This window comes from Burkholderia sp. AU16741 (assembly GCF_002223345.1).
Taxonomy (GTDB): domain Bacteria; phylum Pseudomonadota; class Gammaproteobacteria; order Burkholderiales; family Burkholderiaceae; genus Burkholderia; species Burkholderia sola.
In genome coordinates this window covers 364843-380223 of sequence record NZ_NKEZ01000007.1, presented here as the reverse complement: position 1 = coordinate 380223, position 15381 = coordinate 364843, and the positions used below count along the sequence as shown (strand labels likewise).

The window sequence follows — 15381 nt, the reverse complement described above, 5'->3', positions numbered from 1 at the left end:
ATCGTTCACGTCAAGTATGGAGCGGGAGGCAAATGTCGCAAAGGTCGTATAACCCTCGAAAAGCGCCATTCGCTTCAGTCAGTCCGAGCCGGCAAGCGACGCCGTAAAAAAAACAAAAGCGCGCAGGTCCACTGGACCCTGCGCGCCTCGATCGAACGTGAATGGCTTGCGCAAGCAAGCCGACGAAACGGCAACGCGTAACGCCGCTATGCGGTTTTCCCCGCTAGCCCGTGCATCGGCCGCCGCAACGCGGCGTCGAACGGATTCGTGCGCGGGCCGATCGCGTCGGCCTGCCGCCGCAGCAGTTCGACGACCATCGGCATGCGGTCGTCGCCGAGCCGCGACGCGAGCGTGCCCACACTCAGCGCACCGACCGGATAACCGGTGCGATCGAGGATCGGCACCGCGACGCCGGCCATCCCGTCGAGCACGCCGCTGTTGCGGCCCGCGTAGCCGAGTTGCCGCACGCGTTCGATTTCGGTGCGCAGGTACACCTCGTCGAGTACGCCGTAGCCGCGGATGCGCGGCACGTTGAAGCGGATCACTTCCTCGCGCTCGGCCTCCGGCAGGAACGCGAGGATCGCGAGGCTGCCCTGCCCGACGCCGAGCGCGATGCGCCCGCCGATGTCGCCGGTAAACGAGCGGATCGGAAACGGCCCTTCGCACAGGTCGAGGCACACGGCGTCGAAGCCGCTCTTCACGAGCAGGAAGATGGTTTCGCCGAGGCTCGCGCACAGCCGCAGCAGCGCGGGCCGGCACAGCGTGCGCATGCTGCTCGGGTTGCCGGCCAGCGCGGCGAGCGCGAAGAAGTCGACGCTCAGCCGGTACAGCTTCGACTGCTCGTCCTGTTCGACCATCCCTTCGGCGATCAGCGATTGCAGGATCCGGTGCGCGGTGCCCTGCGTGAGGCCGACGGCCTTCGCGAGATGCGTGACGCGCACGCCGTCCTGCTGCATGCCGGCCAGCGCGCGCAGGATCGCGAACGCACGCTGCAGCATGCCGGTGCCCGGCGCGCCGGTCGTATCGGCCGTATCGGCCGGATCGACGGCGTCCTCGTCCGGGCACGGCGTACGTGCCGCCGGCGACGTTCCGGTCGAATGGGGTTCCTGCATGCCGGCTCTCCTCGACGATTTCATTGAACGGAATACGATAGCCGCCATTGTCGTCCGGCCGAAAATCCGCGGGCATCCGGGTGTGCACGGGATTGACGCGTGCGTTTCGCGGGTCGGCCGCCCTTCATCCAACGGAACGATTCGCAGGCGGCTTTCCCATTCGTTCCATTGAATGGAATTTTTCGGAAATTCCTCCCGTTCAGCAGAATTCCAAATTGACGCTCCGAAATATGGCTGGCTAGAGTCCGCGTCATCGGCGCACCGGCCATGCGGTGTGCGAACCCGGAGCTCCCCATGTCGTTTCTCACGCTTACGGATCTGACGAAAACCTTCGGCGAACTCACCGCCGTCGCGGACGTCAACCTGTCGGTCGAGCAAGGCGAATTCGTGTCGCTGCTCGGGCCGTCCGGCTGCGGCAAGACCACCACGCTGCAGATGATCGCCGGCTTCGTCGACGTCACGCGCGGCCGCATCGCGCTCGACGGGCAGGACATCACGCACCTGAAGCCGAACCGCCGCGGGCTCGGCATCGTGTTCCAGAGCTATGCGCTGTTTCCGCACATGAGCGTCGCGGAGAACGTCGGCTTCGGCCTCGACATGCGCGGCGTCGACAAGGCCGAGCGCGCCGAACGCATCCGCGCGGCGCTGGCGCTGGTGCGCCTCGACGCGCTCGCGCACCGTTTTCCGCGCGAACTGTCGGGCGGCCAGCGGCAGCGCGTGGCGATCGCGCGCGCGGTCGTGATCGAGCCGCCGGTGCTGCTGCTCGACGAACCGATGTCGAACCTCGACGCGAAGCTGCGCGAGGAGATGCAGTTCGAGCTGCGCGCGATCCAGCGCAAGATCGGCACGACGACGATCATGGTCACGCACGATCAGTCGGAAGCGCTGTCGATCAGCGACCGCGTGGTCGTGATGGAAGCCGGCCGCATCACGCAGACCGATACGCCGTACCGCGCGTACGAACGCCCGGAGAATCATTTCGTATCGCAGTTCATCGGCAAGGCGAACCTGCTGCCCGGCACGATCGTCGCGCACGACGGCGACGCGATCCGCATCGACCTCGGGCACGATCTCGCCGAGACCGGCCGCACCGCGCACCTGCCGCCGCGCGAGCGCGACATCCGCGTCGGCGATGCGGTATCGGTCTGCATCCGTCCCGAGAAGCTGCGGCTGTGCGCGCCCGACGCCGGCCGCTTCGCCGCGACCGTCACGAGCCGCTTCTTCCTCGGCAGCCAGTGGCTTTACCGCGTCGACAGCGCGCTCGGCGAAGTGCTCGTGTGCTGCCAGAACGAAGGCGCGGAGCCGCTCGCGGAAGGCGCGCCGGTCGGCATCGACTGGCACAGCGACGCCGTGCGCGTGATGCGTCGGGAGGCGTGAATGGGACAGCCTTCCCGCCCGCTCTCGACCGACGGCGCACCGGCCGGGCTCGCGCAGTCGGCCGCGGTGTCAAACGATGCCGTGCCGGCACGCGCCACCGCCGCGCACCCGATGCGCGCGACGTGGCGCGCCCACGCGCCGCTGTGGCTGATGTGCGCGCCCGCCTTCGCGCTGTTCGCCGCACTCGTGCTCGTGCCGCTCGCGATGACCTTCGTGCTGACGTTCTACCGCTTCGACCCGGCCACCGGCCCGATCGCCGCGTTCCAGTTCGGCAACTACGCGGACGTGCTCGGCTCGTCGTACTTCCACACGATCTTCGCGCGCACGTTCGGAATCGCCGCCCTGACGACCGCGATCTGCGTCGCGATCGGCACGCCGGAAGCGTACGTGCTGTCGAAGATGCGCGACCCGTGGCGTTCGCTGTTCCTGCTCGCGATCCTCGCGCCTTTGCTCGTCTCGGTCGTCGTGCGCGCGTTCGGGTGGAGCATGCTGCTGAACACGAGCGGCCTCGTGAACCAGGCGCTCGGGCTCGTCGGCCTCGGGCCGTACAAGCTCGAATACACGACGTTCGCGATCGTGATCGCGCTGGTGCACGTGATGCTGCCGTTCATGGTGATTCCGGTGTGGACCGCGCTGCAGCGGCTCGATCCGCAGACGGAACACGCGGCGCTGTCGCTCGGCGCGTCGCCGTTCACGACGCTGCGCCGCATCGTCGTGCCGCAACTGATGCCGGGCGTGCTGTCGGGCAGCCTGATGGTGTTCGGGCTGTCGGCAAGCGCGTTCGCGATTCCGGGCCTGCTCGGCGGACGCCGGCTGAAGGTCGCGGCCACGGCCGTCTACGACGAATTCCTCGGCTCGCTGAACTGGCCGCTCGGCGCGACGATCGCGGTGCTGCTGCTCGCCGCCAACCTCGTCGTGATGCTCACCTACTACCGCGTGCTCGAACGCCGCTACGCGCGCAGCCTCGGAGGCGCAACGCGATGAGAAAGAACGGCCCCTTCGCCCTTGCGTTCCACACGCTCGTGATCCTGTTCGTGCTCGCGCCGCTCGCGATCGTCGTGCTCGTCGCGTTCACGCCCGACGAAACGCTGACACTGCCGACCCACGGCGTGTCGCTGCGCTGGTTCCGCGCGATCCTCGACTATCCCGACTTCGTCACCGCGTTCCTCAACAGCGTGAAGCTCGCGTTCGCATCGGCCACGCTGTCGCTCGCGATCGCGTTGCCGGCCGGCCTCGCGATCGGCCGCGCGACGTTTCCCGGCCGCGCGTTCCTGAACGGGTTGCTGTTGTCGCCGCTCGTGATTCCCGGCCTCGTGCTCGGCATCGCGTTGCTGCGCTTTTTCGCGCTGATCGGCGCGACCGGCTCGTTCGCGTGGCTGGTGCTCGCGCACATGATCGTCATCACGCCGTTCGTGATGCGGCTCGTGCTCGCGTCCGTCGCGGGCCTCGACCGCAGCATCGAGCAGGCCGCGTGCTCGCTCGGCGCGGACCCGTGGACGACCTTCCGCCGTATCACGCTGCCGATGATCGTGCCCGGCATCACCGGCGGCTGGCTGCTCGCGTTCATCAACAGCTTCGATGAACTGACGATGTCGATCTTCGTCACGTCGCCGCAAACGGTCACGCTGCCGGTGCGCATGTACATGTACGCGACCGAATCGATCGACCCGATGATGGCGTCGGTATCGGCGCTCGTCATCTTCATCACGGCCGGCGCGATGCTGCTGCTCGATCGCGTGTACGGCCTGAACCGCATCCTGATCGGCCAACATTGATGACGACTCCCGTTTCCCGTTCCACCGGCATCGCGGACGACGGCGCGCAGTTCGTGCGCGTCGCCGAACGCGAACGCGCCGCCGTCGCATTCACGCTCGACGGCCGCCCCGCGCACGCGCTGGCCGGCGACACCGTGCTCACCGCCATCCTCGTCGCGCAGCGTCGCGTGCGCGTCAGCGAATTCAGCGGTCAGCCGCGCGCCGGGTTCTGCCTGATCGGCGCCTGCCAGGACTGCTGGGTGCGCACCGAAGCCGGCGCACGCGTGCGCGCATGCTCGACGCCGATCGCCGAAGGCATGCGGATTCTCACGGCCGCGCGGCCGATCACGCCCGGAGACGCAGCGTGAGCGCCGCACTGCAACCGGTGATCATCGGCGCGGGGCCGGCCGGCGTGCGCGCGGCCGAGGCGCTGGTCGACGCCGGGCTGCGCCCGGTCGTGATCGACGAGAACGCGCGCTGGGGCGGACAGATCTATCGTCAACCGCCGGCCGACGCCGCGTTCGTGCGCGGCAAGCGCATGCTGTACGGCTTCGAGGCCGCGAAGGCCGACGCCGTGCACCGGACGATGGCCGCGCTGCTGTCGCACGTCGACTATCGGGCGAACACGCTCGCGTGGTCGTGCGGCGCGGGCCGCGTCGACACGTTGCAGGATGGCCGCGAGGTGACGGTGCCGTACTCGCACCTGATCGTCGCGAGCGGCGCGACCGACCGCATGCTGCCCGTGCCGGGCTGGACGCTCGCGGGCGTCTATACGCTCGGCGGCGCGCAGGTCGCGCTGAAGGCGCAGGGCTGCGCGATCGGCCGGCGCATCGTGTTCGCGGGCACGGGGCCGCTGCTTTACCTCGTCGCTTATCAGTATGCAAAGGCCGGCGCGCACGTCGCGGCCGTGCTCGACACGAGCCCGCTGCGCCGCCAGGCCGCCGCCGCGCCCGCGCTGCTGCGCATGCCGTCGATCTTCGCGAAAGGGCTCTACTACAACGGCTGGCTGCGCGCGCATGGTGTCGCGATCGAAACGGGCGTCACGCTCGAGCGCGTGCTCGGCGATCAGCACGTGACAGGGCTCGCATGGCGCGCCGCCGGCGACGACGCGCAGTCCGCGCCGCCGCGCATGCTCGATTGCGATGCGCTCGGTCTCGGCTTCGGCCTGCGTGCCGAAACGCAACTCGCCGATCTCGCCGGCTGCCGGTTCCAATTCGACCCGCTCAATCGCGCGTGGCTGCCCGAACGCGACGCGGCCGGCCGCACGTCGGTACGCGGCTTCTACGTCGCCGGCGACGGCGCGGGCATCGCGGGCGCCGATGCGGCCGAGGCATCGGGCCGACGCGCGGCGCTCGCGCTGCTAGACGATGCCGGCATCGCGTCGCTCGCGCCGTCCGACAAACCCGACGCGACGGTGCTCGACCACACGCTCGCGCGCATCGGCGCATTCCGCGCGGGCCTCGAGGCGGCGTTCGCGCCGCCGGCCGAACAGGCTGCCCGCTGCCCCGACGACACGATCGTGTGCCGCTGCGAGGAAATCGACGCGGGCACGCTGCGCCGCTGCGTGCGCGACGGCGCGGCGACCGAATTGAACCGGCTGAAAGCGCTGACGCGCGTCGGCATGGGCCGCTGCCAAGGCCGCATGTGCGGCGACGCGGCCGCGCTCGTGCTGGCCGCCGCAACCGGCCGGCCGCTCGCCGACGTCGGCCGGTTGCGTGCGCAACCGCCCGTGAAGCCGTTCCCGATCTCGGCCGCGCTCGCGGGCGACGACGTCGCGGCGATTCCCGACGAGGCGCGCGATGAGTGACATCCGGCATTACGACGTCGCGATCGTCGGCGGCGGCCTCGTCGGCGCGTCGGCCGCGCTCGCGCTCGCGCACCGCGGGCTGCGCATCGGGCTGTTCGAGCGGCGCGACTGCGGCGCGCAGGCGAGCGGCGTGAACTACGGCGGCGTGCGCTGTCAGGGCCGCCCGGCCGAGCAATTGCCGCTCGCGCTGCGTGCACGGCGTATCTGGGATCGCCTGCCCGAGCTGATCGGCATCGACGGCGAATTCGTCGTGTCCGGCCACTTGCGGCTCGCACGCAGCGACGCCGATCTCGACGCGCTCGACGCGTACGCCTCGCTCGCCGGCGAACACGGCTTGCCGCTGCGGGTGATGCGCGGCGACGCGTTCCGTCGCCGCTACCCGTGGCTGAGCCGCGCGGCGCTCGGCGGCTCGCTGTGCGAGACCGACGGCCATGCGAACCCGCGCCTCGTGTCGCCCGCGTTCGCGCGCGCGGCCCGCGCGGCGGGCGCGGACGTGTTCGAGCACACCGCCGTCGATGAGGTTCATCACGACGGCACGCGTTTTCACTTGCAGGCGGGCGGCCGCGCGCACACCGCGACGTGGCTGATCAATTCGGCCGGCGCATGGGCGAACACGATCGCCGAACGCTTCGGCGAAGCCGTACCGATGGAGCCGATCTACCCGAACATGTGGGTGACCGAGCCGCTGCCGCCATTCATCGCGCACAACCTCGGCGTGTACGGCGGCGGCGTGTACGCGCGCCAGGTCGCGCGCGGCAACTGCGTGATCGGCGGCGGTCGCGGCCGCGGCGACGGCGAATTCGGCCAGCCGTCGGTCGACACGACGCGCGCGGTGATGCGCGATGCGTGCGCGCTGTTGCCCGCGCTGCGCGACGCACTGCTGATCCGTACGTGGAGCGGCGTCGAAGGCTGCACGCCCGACCACAACCCGATCATCGGCGCGAGCCGGACGACGCCGAACCTGCTGCACGCGTTCGGTTTTTCCGGCGGCGGCTTCCTGCTCGCACCGGGCGTCGGCGACGTGCTCGCCGATCTCGTCACCACCGGTGAAACCGCCACCCCACTCGATGCATTCTCGATCGGCCGCTTCTTCCGCGAAGCCGCGCCGACCGCCCCTTTCCGTCAAGAGGAAATCCAAAGATGAAACTGCTCGGAACGATCGCGGCGGCCGCCGCCCTCTGCGTCGCAGGCGCCCACACGCCCGCGTTCGCGCAAACGAAGACGATCTACGTCGGCATGAACGGCGGGCCGATGGAAAAGGCCTATACGAGCCAGGTGCTGCCCGACTTCGAGAAGGCGAACAACGTGAAGGTGGTGATCGTGCCCGGCACGTCGTCGGACGTGCTCGCGAAGCTGCTTGCGAACCGCAACAAGCCGCAGATCCACGTCGCGTTCCTCGACGACGGCGTGATGGCGCGCGCGGTGAGCCTGGGCGTATGCCAGAAGCTCGACGATTCGCCGGTGCTCAAGGAGCTGTACCCGTTCGCGCGGATGAAGGACGACGTCGGCGCGGGCGTGCAGCTCGGGATGACCGGCATCGCGTACAACAAGAAGCTGTTCGCCGAGAAGGGCTGGGCGCCGCCGACGTCGTGGATGGATTTCGCCGATCCGAAATACAAGGGCAAGGTCGTATTCCAGTCGGCGTCGAGCAGCACGTTCGGGCTGCACGGCTTCCTCGCGATCAACCGGCTGCTCGGCGGCAACGAACAGAACGTCGAGCCCGGCTTCAGCAAGTGGGCGAGCACGGTCGGGCCGAACGTCGTCGAGTACATCCCGAACTCGGCGAAGATCTCCGAGATGGTGCAGACCGGCGAGGCCGGCCTGTTCCCGCTGACGCCGACCGGCGTCGGCGACCTGCAGGACAAGGGCATCCCCGTCGCGTATGCGAACCCGAAGGAAGGCCCGGTGCTGCTGCTCGTCGACCTGTGCGTGGTCGCGAACAATCCCGATCCGCAACTGGCGCAGAAGCTCGCGCAGTTCCTGCTGTCCGCGCCCGCGCAGACGAAGGCGGCCGAGGCCGGCAAGCAGATTCCGACCAACCGTCTCGCGAAGATGCCGGCCGCGATGCAGCAGAGCGTCGGCAACGTCGACGATCTGGTGCGCAAGGTGACGGTGGTCGACTGGACCGCGATCAACGCGCGCCGTGCACAGTGGGATACGCGCTGGAACCGGCAGATCGAGCGGTAAGGGGCACTGGCGCGCGCTGCCACGGCGCCCCGCGAAGGCTGACCATCATTTGCCGGAGTGATGACACTCCCCTTTTTCTGCGGATTTGACCGGGGAGCCGCGGGCCGACAACACTAGCCCGCAGTGCTGCAACAGACGGCACGCGCCCGCCTCCCCCTTCAGAGTCCGCCATGTACCCGACCGACACCGTGCAATCCCCGAGCGCCGTCCGGCCGCTCGCCGACCGGCAGCTACGCCGGATCGTCATCGCCTCCGTCGCCGGCAACGCGATGGAATGGTATGACTTCTTCGTGTACGGCACGGCCGCCGCGCTGGTGTTCGGCCACGTGTTCTTCCCGCCCGGCGCCTCGCCGCTCGCCGGCAGCCTCGCCGCGTTCGCGGCCTTCGCGCTCGGTTTCGTCGCGCGGCCGCTCGGCGGGATCGTGTTCGGCCACGTCGGCGATCGCTACGGGCGCAAGGCGTCGCTTGTATGGACGCTGCTGATCATGGGCGCGTCGACCTTCGCGATCGGCCTGCTGCCGACCTATGCGCAGGTCGGCCTGTGGGCGCCGGCCGCGCTCGTCGTGCTGCGCCTGCTGCAGGGCATCGCGTCCGGCGGCGAATGGGGCGGCGGCGTGCTGATGATCAGCGAGAACGCGCCGCCCGAGCAGCGCGGCTACTACGCGGCGTGGAGCCAGCTCGGCGTGGGCGGCGGCTTCGTGCTGTCGTCGGCCGCATTTCTCGCCGCGCAGGCGCTGCCGGACGATATGTTCCGCACCTGGGGCTGGCGGCTGCCTTTCCTCGCGAGTATCGTCATTTTCGCGATCGGCATCTATATCCGCCGCCATCTGCCGGAAAGCCGCGACTTCGAGCAGGCCGGCAAGCGCGGCACACACACGCACTTGCCGATCGTCGAGTGCATCCGCCGCCATCCGAAGGAAATCCTGCTGGCGATGGGTCTGCGCGTGGCCGAGAACGGCGGCGCGTATATCTTCCTCGCGTTCTCGCTCGTCTACGGCAAATACGTCGGGATTCCGAACGGCACGATGCTGACCGGCGTGATGATCGCGATGATCGTCGAGATGGGCGCGATGCTCGCCTGGGGCCGTCTGTCCGACCGGATCGGCCGCAAGCCCGTGTACCTGATCGGCGCGCTGAGCCTCGTCGCATGCGCGTTTCCGTTCTTCTGGCTGCTCGACACGCGCGTGACGCCGCTCGTGTGGCTCGCGCTGACGGTCGGCACGGCGGTGAGCCACGGTGCGATGATCGGTACGCTGCCCGCGCTCGTCGGCGAGCTGTTCAGCACCGAGGTGCGTTATTCGGGCGTCGCGCTGGGCCACGAAGTCGCGTCGATCTTCGCGGGCGGGATGTCGCCGTTGATCGCGACCGCGCTGCTCGCGCGCTATCACGCGTCGTGGCCGGTGTCGCTGTTCCTCATTGCGCTCGGCCTCGTCACGATCGCGACGCTGTGCGTGATGCGCGAGACGCGCATCACGCCCGCCGACGATTCGCGCCGCGACCCGGCATGACCGCGCGACACTCAGCGCCCGGCGTCGCGCCGCGCGCTGTCGAACGCCGGTGCGAGCCCGAGATGGTCGAGCAGCCGCGCGAATTCGCCGAGCCGCTGGCGCATGTACGCGGGCACGTCGACCGCCGCATAGTCGTGGAAGCCGGCGCCCGTGCGCACGCCGTCACGCCCGGCTTCCATGTTGCGCACGACGCTCGCGGCCGGTGCGAAGCGCGGGCCGATCTCGCCGGCCAGGTACCGCGACGCGTAGTACAGGATGTCGCAGCCGCCCCAGTCGATGAATTCGAGCAGCCCGAGCACCGCGAAGCGCGGGCCGAAACCGGTGCGGATCGCGGTGTCGATGTCCTCCGCGCTGGCCACGCCTTCCTCGACCATCCGCGCGGCCTCGTTCATCGCGAGCGCCTGGATGCGCGGCACGATGTAGCCGGGCGCGGGCCCGCAGATCACCGGCTTCTTGCCCACCCGTTCGAGCAGCGCGGCGAGCGCGTCGACGACGGCCTGATCGGTCGCATCGCTGCGGCTGACCTCGACGAGCGGCATCAGCAGCGCGGGGTTCAGCCAGTGCGCGTTCAGCATGCGTGCCGGGTGCGCAACGTGGCGCTGCAATTCGGTGACAACGAACGTCGACGTGGTCGACGCGATCGTTGCGTGCGCATCGACATGCTCGCCGAGCCAGCGCAGCGCGTCGGCCTTCGCATCGAGCACTTCGGGCAGCGCTTCGAACACGATATCGGCATCGCGCACCGCGTCGGCCGCGCCGTCCCGTGCCACGAGGGCGATGCGCGCGACGACGGCATCCGCCTGCGCGGCATCGATGCGGCCGAGCGTGACCTGCGCATGCAGCGGCCGGGCGATCTCGTCGCGCGTGCGTTCGTCGAATGCGCGCCTGCCGGCCGCATCGCGCGGCTTGAAGTCGATCAGCGTCACGTCGAGGCCCGCGAACGCGAACACGAGCGCGATGCCCTGCCCCATGCGTCCCGCGCCGAGCACGTGGATGCGCGTCACATCGTCGGCCGCCTTCATGCCGCATACCCCGTATCGAGCAGCGCGCGCAGCGCGTCTTTCGACAACGCCGCGAGCCCGAGCCGCTCCAGCGTGCGGCCTTCCGCATACAGATCACGCACCGCGACCGCGCTCGCGACGCTCAGCAGCCCCTGCGCGACGGGCGTGGGCACGCCGGCCCAGCGCCCGCACGACACGACGAACGACAGCCCGAGCCGGGTGTCCTCGAGCATGTAGCGATGCGCGCGCAAATCGATCTTCTCGCGCCAGTCGCCGCTATCGGTCAGCTTGCCGTGCGCGCCGCGGCCGTACATCCATTCGTCGCCGTCGGTCGCGTAGTGATCGGCCAGCGGAAAATGCGGCGCGCGATAGCCGAGCGCTTCGCGCACCGCGATCCGTTCTGCGTCGAGCGCGTTCGTCACGCGGCGAATCGACGGCTGCGTGCCTTCGTTGTGGATGTCCCATGCGTCGAAGTGTTCGAGCGGCCCGGCGTTCATCAGGATCAGCGGCGGGTGGATCACCGGGCCCGCGTTCATCAGCGCGCCGGACAACGCATCCTCGACCGGCTCGACCGACGGATAGCCCGCGCGCAGCACGTCGAACGCCCAGCCGCCCGCGTTCGCCGGCCACACGCCGGTCGGCAGGCGTGTCGCGTATGCGCTGATCACGACGTCGTTGTCGCGATGCTTGCGCACCAGGTACGGCAGCGTGCCCGTTTCGGCGAACGCGACGCGCGAGCGGTTGCCGGCGTCGGCCGCCGCGCGGGCGAACACGGCGCTGCCGAACGTGCCGGGCGGCAGGAACACGACCTGGCCGTCCTCCAGCAGCGGCGCGACCTGCGCGGCGAGTGCGTCGTGCGACGTGGCCGGCAGCGGCACCACGACGAGCCGCGCGCCGTGCAGCGCGGCGGCGAGATCGTCGGCCAGGCGGATCGCACCCGGCGCATCGCCGAGCGGCACCGCCCGCTTGCCGCGATAGTCCGTCACGTTCAGCACGCCAAGCGCGCGCAGCTGCGCATGCGGCTCGCGATCGCGTCGCCACCACGTCACGTCGTGGCCTTTTTCGAGCAGGTCGATGGCCGCCGCATGGCAGCCGTGGCCACCGCCCAGAACACATACCTTCATCGTCTTCTCCTGGTGATCGAGTACGTCCGAGACTACACGGTTGCCTGCGCCGCGTCGCTTCAAAACGCGCAACGACGCGCCGGTTCGCGCAACGCAATCGCGGCGCGGCGCAGGCCGCATCGCCCCCGCATCCGCTACGAGGTCTACGAATGGACATCGCCCTTTCCCGCCATGCGCCGAACCGGCTCGGCACGCTACGTGCGCCCGACGAAGTCGAACGCGCGGTCGCGCATCGGCTCGGGCCGCACCGGATGGCCGCGTCCAGCCGCGATCCGTTTCGCGCGGAGCTATATGAGGTGCCGCTGCATCACGGCGCGCTGCTCGAACTCTGCTACGGCCGCGAAACGCGCATCGAGTTCGGCGACGACGCCGATCACTTCCTGTTCCGGCTGACGCTCGCCGGTGCGTGCGAGCTTCAAGCCGGCAACGTCGTCGCGCGCGCCGGCCCCGGCGAGCTGACCGTGTCGTCGCCCGCGCTCGCGAGCCGCCTGCGTACGAGCCCCGATTGCCGCAACCTCGTGCTGCGGCTCGAACGCGGCGCGCTCGAACGCAAGTTGCAGGACATGCTGCACGCGACGCTCACGCGGCCGTTGCAATTCGACGTGGCAGCCGGCGGCGCCGGCGCAGGCGCCGCGCTCATGCTGCCGACCTTCGAGTACCTGTGCCGGCTCGGCGCGCAGCCGGGCATCGCCGCGTCGCCGGTGTTCGGCGCCGACCTTACCGCGTGGCTGATGTCGCTGCTGCTCACGCACCTGCCGCACGCCTACAGCGACGCGCTGCTGCGCGGCACGCCACCGCTGCCCGCGCACGTGCGGCGCGCGTGCGCGCACGTCGACGCGCACCTCGGCGAGCCGCTCGCGCTCGCCACGCTGGCGGCCGTCGCGGAGGTCGCGCCGCGCACGCTGCAGCATGCATTCCGTGCGTTCCTGCACACCACGCCGGCCGCGTACGTGCGCGAGCGCCGGCTCGCCGCCGTGCACGCGGTGCTGCAACGCGGCGACGCGCGCAGCGTGACCGACGTGCTGATCGCGCACGGCATCCTTGGCTTCGGCCATTTCGCGAAGGCGTATGCGCGGCGTTACGGCCACGCGCCTTCCGTCACCGCGAGGCAAACACGATGACGCTCTCCGCTCCCGGCCGCCCCGCCGCCTTGGCTCGGCCCGACTCCGCGCCGCACGACAACGACTCCGCCGACGGCCTGCGCGTGCAGGATCTCGATCTCAACCTGTTGAAGACGTTTCGCGCGGTCTATGAGGAGCGGCACGTCGGCCGCGCGGCGCTGCGGCTCGGCGTCACGCAGCCGTCGGTGAGCTACGCGCTCGGCCGGCTGCGGCTGATGTTCCGCGACGCGCTGTTCGTGCGCACCGGCACCGGCGTCGAGCCGACCCCGCGCGCGCAACGGCTCGCGATCTCGGTCGACAAGGCGCTCGCGATCCTGCAGGACGTGCTCGACGAAGGCTCGCGCTTCACGCCCGACAGCACGCAGCGCGTGTTCCGCCTGCACATGAGCGATTTCGCGGCGAGCGCGTTCCTGCCGACGCTGCTCGCCGCGTTCGCCCGGCGCGCGCCGGGCGCCGTGATCGAGACGCTGCACGTCGACGAATGCCAGCTCAACGTCGCGCTCGAATCGGGGCGCATCGACTTCGCGCTCGGGCATTTCGCCGATGCGTCGAGCCATTTCCAGCGCACCGCGCTGCTGCACGAGCGCTGCGTGCTGCTGATGCCGCGCCGCACCGCGCAACGCATCGGGCTGGCCGCCGATTTCGTACTCGACGGCACGGCGCCCGACACGCTGCGCTTCGTCGCGATCACGTCGCATCCGCAGTCGATGCAACTGCTCGAACGGCACGAACTGATGCCGCGCGTGCGCGCCGCGCTGCCCGATTTCATGGTGGTGCCGGCGTTGCTGCAGGACGGCGATTACGCGCTGATTCTGCCGGAGACGATCGCGATCACGTTCGCGGCGCGCCAGCCGTGCGTGCTGTACGAGATTGCCGGCGCCGGCGAATGGACCGTCAACGCGTACTGGCATCGCCGCTTCGATGCGGACCCCGGCCACCGCTGGCTGCGCGCGCTGCTGCTCGAATTGTTCAACATCGGCGAGCAGGCGCCGTTCGACGCATGGCTCGCGCCGCAGCCGCCCGCCTGCGCGTAGCGGCGCAAGCGAGCAGGGGCACGGGCGCGCCGACACGCTCAGAACGACGTGAGGATGCCCGCGACGAGCGAGCTCGCGGTCGCGCCCGGCTTCGCGACGGCGACGCCGCCGCCGGCCGCCCCGTTGACGACGAAGCGCGCATGCGCGCCGTTGCGCACCATCGCGGCGCCCGTATACAGCACCGTGCGCTTCGACAGCGGATAGTCGAAGCGGATGCCGTACGAATCGGCGTTGCCGTCGCTGTCGGCCACCTTCCGGTAATGGCCGACGCTCAGCAACAGCGACGCGCGACCGATCGGCACCGTCGCGCTCAGTTCCATGATGTCGCTGTGCGGATACGCGCTCAGGCTGTCGATCGCGGTCGCGACGTCGGGGCCGCCGCGATGGCGCAGGTACAGCGCGGCAATCTTCACGACGTTGAAGTCGTACGAGATTGCACCGAGCGTGTAGTTGCCGTTCGCGGCCGTGCTCGTCGCGCCGAGCGTCGATGCGGCGACCGGGCTGAACTTCTGCTGCATGGTATCGACGTCGATCGACAATCCGCCGCGCACGTAGTTGATGCCGGCGCCGTACGTATCGCCGAGCGTCGCCGGTTGGCCGGCTGCACCGTTGGCGCCGCGCGCGGCCATCGCGCGCAGCATGAAGCCCGCGTAGCGCGGCGACGTGTAGCGCATCGCGTTGCGCACGCGCAGGAACGCGGGCCCGACGAAGTTGTTGGTCGCGTTGCCCCATGCGAGCCCCGCGCCGAGCCCCGGCAGGCTGTACGTGACGAGCGTCGTATGCAGGATCGTATAGAGCTCGCCGAACTGCACGCCGCCGAACGGCCCCGTGATGCCGCCCCACGCCTCGCGGCCGAACAGCGCGCTGCTGTTCGACAACGCGCCGCTCGCCGCGTTGAAGCCGTCCTCGAGCTTGAAGATCGTCGCATAGCCGCCGCCGAGATCCTCGACGCCCTTCAGCCCCCACTGCGACGCCCACAGGTTGCCGCTACCCATGCGCGTCACGTGATTCGGCCCGGCGTTCGCGTATTCGATCGCGGTGTCGATGCGGCCGTAGAGCGTCACGCTCGATTGCGCGACGGCAGGCAGCGTCATGCTCGCGAGCAGCGCGGCAAGCGGTACGGCAAGCCGGTCGGCCCGCCCGTTCGGTTGGTTCATCTGCGTCGTCCCGTAGAAGTTGCGGCGCCTGTCGGCCTCGCGCCGCTCGATGTGAAGCGCGTTCGCTTTCGGATGCGAACGCTGCCGATCAAAACCGGGCCGAGTCTAGGAACGACAATTTCGGACGTCGACGCAATGCGCTCTATAACGCTTATAGACGGGCCGCATGACGCGCACGGGCCCCGCCGCACGCGCGCTG

Annotated in this window: 14 protein-coding genes; 10 read left to right on the top strand and 4 right to left on the bottom strand. The window is 69.9% G+C overall.

The window, feature by feature from the left end; genetic code table 11:
- Positions 1 to 206 precede the first annotated feature (206 nt).
- Complete coding sequence (locus CFB89_RS18605) at positions 207 to 1112, bottom strand: IclR family transcriptional regulator (protein WP_089469129.1); 906 nt, start codon at positions 1110 to 1112, stop codon at positions 207 to 209.
- A 294-nt stretch (positions 1113 to 1406) separates the two neighbouring features.
- Here CFB89_RS18605 and CFB89_RS18595 point away from each other — a divergent pair, with 294 nt between their 5' ends.
- The 8 genes from CFB89_RS18595 (at position 1407) to CFB89_RS18560 (ending at position 9745) form a co-directional block, all read left to right on the top strand.
- A complete protein-coding gene (locus tag CFB89_RS18595) occupies positions 1407 to 2489 on the top strand; it encodes an ABC transporter ATP-binding protein (RefSeq protein WP_089469127.1) in 1083 nt (360 codons plus the stop codon).
- Positions 2490 to 3473, top strand: coding sequence for an ABC transporter permease (locus CFB89_RS18590; RefSeq protein ID WP_089469126.1), 984 nt, complete (start codon positions 2490 to 2492; stop codon positions 3471 to 3473).
- On the top strand, positions 3470 to 4264 hold the full coding sequence (locus CFB89_RS18585; RefSeq protein ID WP_089469125.1) for an ABC transporter permease: 795 nt from the start codon (positions 3470 to 3472) through the stop codon (positions 4262 to 4264). Before CFB89_RS18590 ends, CFB89_RS18585 begins: the two co-directional genes overlap by 4 nt.
- Positions 4264 to 4611, top strand: a complete 348-nt coding sequence (locus tag CFB89_RS18580) for a (2Fe-2S)-binding protein (RefSeq protein ID WP_089469124.1) — start codon at positions 4264 to 4266, stop codon at positions 4609 to 4611. The genes CFB89_RS18585 and CFB89_RS18580 overlap by 1 nt, the downstream gene beginning before the upstream one ends.
- Entirely contained in the window at positions 4608 to 6050 is a 1443-nt protein-coding gene (locus tag CFB89_RS18575; RefSeq protein WP_089469123.1) for an NAD(P)/FAD-dependent oxidoreductase, read from the top strand. The genes CFB89_RS18580 and CFB89_RS18575 overlap by 4 nt, the downstream gene beginning before the upstream one ends.
- Complete coding sequence (locus CFB89_RS18570) at positions 6043 to 7194, top strand: FAD-binding oxidoreductase (RefSeq protein WP_089469122.1); 1152 nt, start codon at positions 6043 to 6045, stop codon at positions 7192 to 7194. Before CFB89_RS18575 ends, CFB89_RS18570 begins: the two co-directional genes overlap by 8 nt.
- Positions 7191 to 8237 carry an ABC transporter substrate-binding protein gene (locus CFB89_RS18565; RefSeq protein ID WP_089469121.1) on the top strand — a complete coding sequence of 349 codons (1047 nt, stop codon included), beginning with the start codon at positions 7191 to 7193 and terminating at the stop codon, positions 8235 to 8237. Before CFB89_RS18570 ends, CFB89_RS18565 begins: the two co-directional genes overlap by 4 nt.
- A gap of 170 nt (positions 8238 to 8407) precedes the next feature.
- On the top strand, positions 8408 to 9745 hold the full coding sequence (locus tag CFB89_RS18560; RefSeq protein WP_089469120.1) for an MFS transporter: 1338 nt from the start codon (positions 8408 to 8410) through the stop codon (positions 9743 to 9745).
- An 11-nt stretch (positions 9746 to 9756) separates the two neighbouring features.
- Here CFB89_RS18560 and CFB89_RS18555 read toward each other — a convergent pair whose 3' ends face one another.
- The gene (locus CFB89_RS18555; protein WP_089469119.1) at positions 9757 to 10767 is read right to left on the bottom strand and encodes a 3-hydroxybutyryl-CoA dehydrogenase; all 1011 of its coding nucleotides are present in this window, start codon (positions 10765 to 10767) and stop codon (positions 9757 to 9759) included.
- Positions 10764 to 11870: an NAD/NADP-dependent octopine/nopaline dehydrogenase family protein gene (locus tag CFB89_RS18550; RefSeq protein ID WP_089469434.1), complete on the bottom strand. Its 1107-nt coding sequence runs from the start codon at positions 11868 to 11870 to the stop codon at positions 10764 to 10766. Before CFB89_RS18550 ends, CFB89_RS18555 begins: the two co-directional genes overlap by 4 nt.
- A 149-nt stretch (positions 11871 to 12019) precedes the next feature.
- Between CFB89_RS18550 and CFB89_RS18545 the strand changes: the two genes are divergently transcribed.
- Both CFB89_RS18545 and CFB89_RS18540 read left to right on the top strand, forming a co-directional pair.
- A complete protein-coding gene (locus tag CFB89_RS18545; protein WP_089469118.1) occupies positions 12020 to 12991 on the top strand; it encodes an AraC family transcriptional regulator in 972 nt (323 codons plus the stop codon).
- Entirely contained in the window at positions 12988 to 14025 is a 1038-nt protein-coding gene (locus CFB89_RS18540; protein WP_089469117.1) for a LysR family transcriptional regulator, read from the top strand. Before CFB89_RS18545 ends, CFB89_RS18540 begins: the two co-directional genes overlap by 4 nt.
- 38 nt (positions 14026 to 14063) lie before the next feature.
- Here CFB89_RS18540 and CFB89_RS18535 read toward each other — a convergent pair whose 3' ends face one another.
- Positions 14064 to 15182, bottom strand: a complete 1119-nt coding sequence (locus CFB89_RS18535) for a porin (protein ID WP_089469116.1) — start codon at positions 15180 to 15182, stop codon at positions 14064 to 14066.
- Between the last annotated feature and the right edge of the window lie 199 nt (positions 15183 to 15381).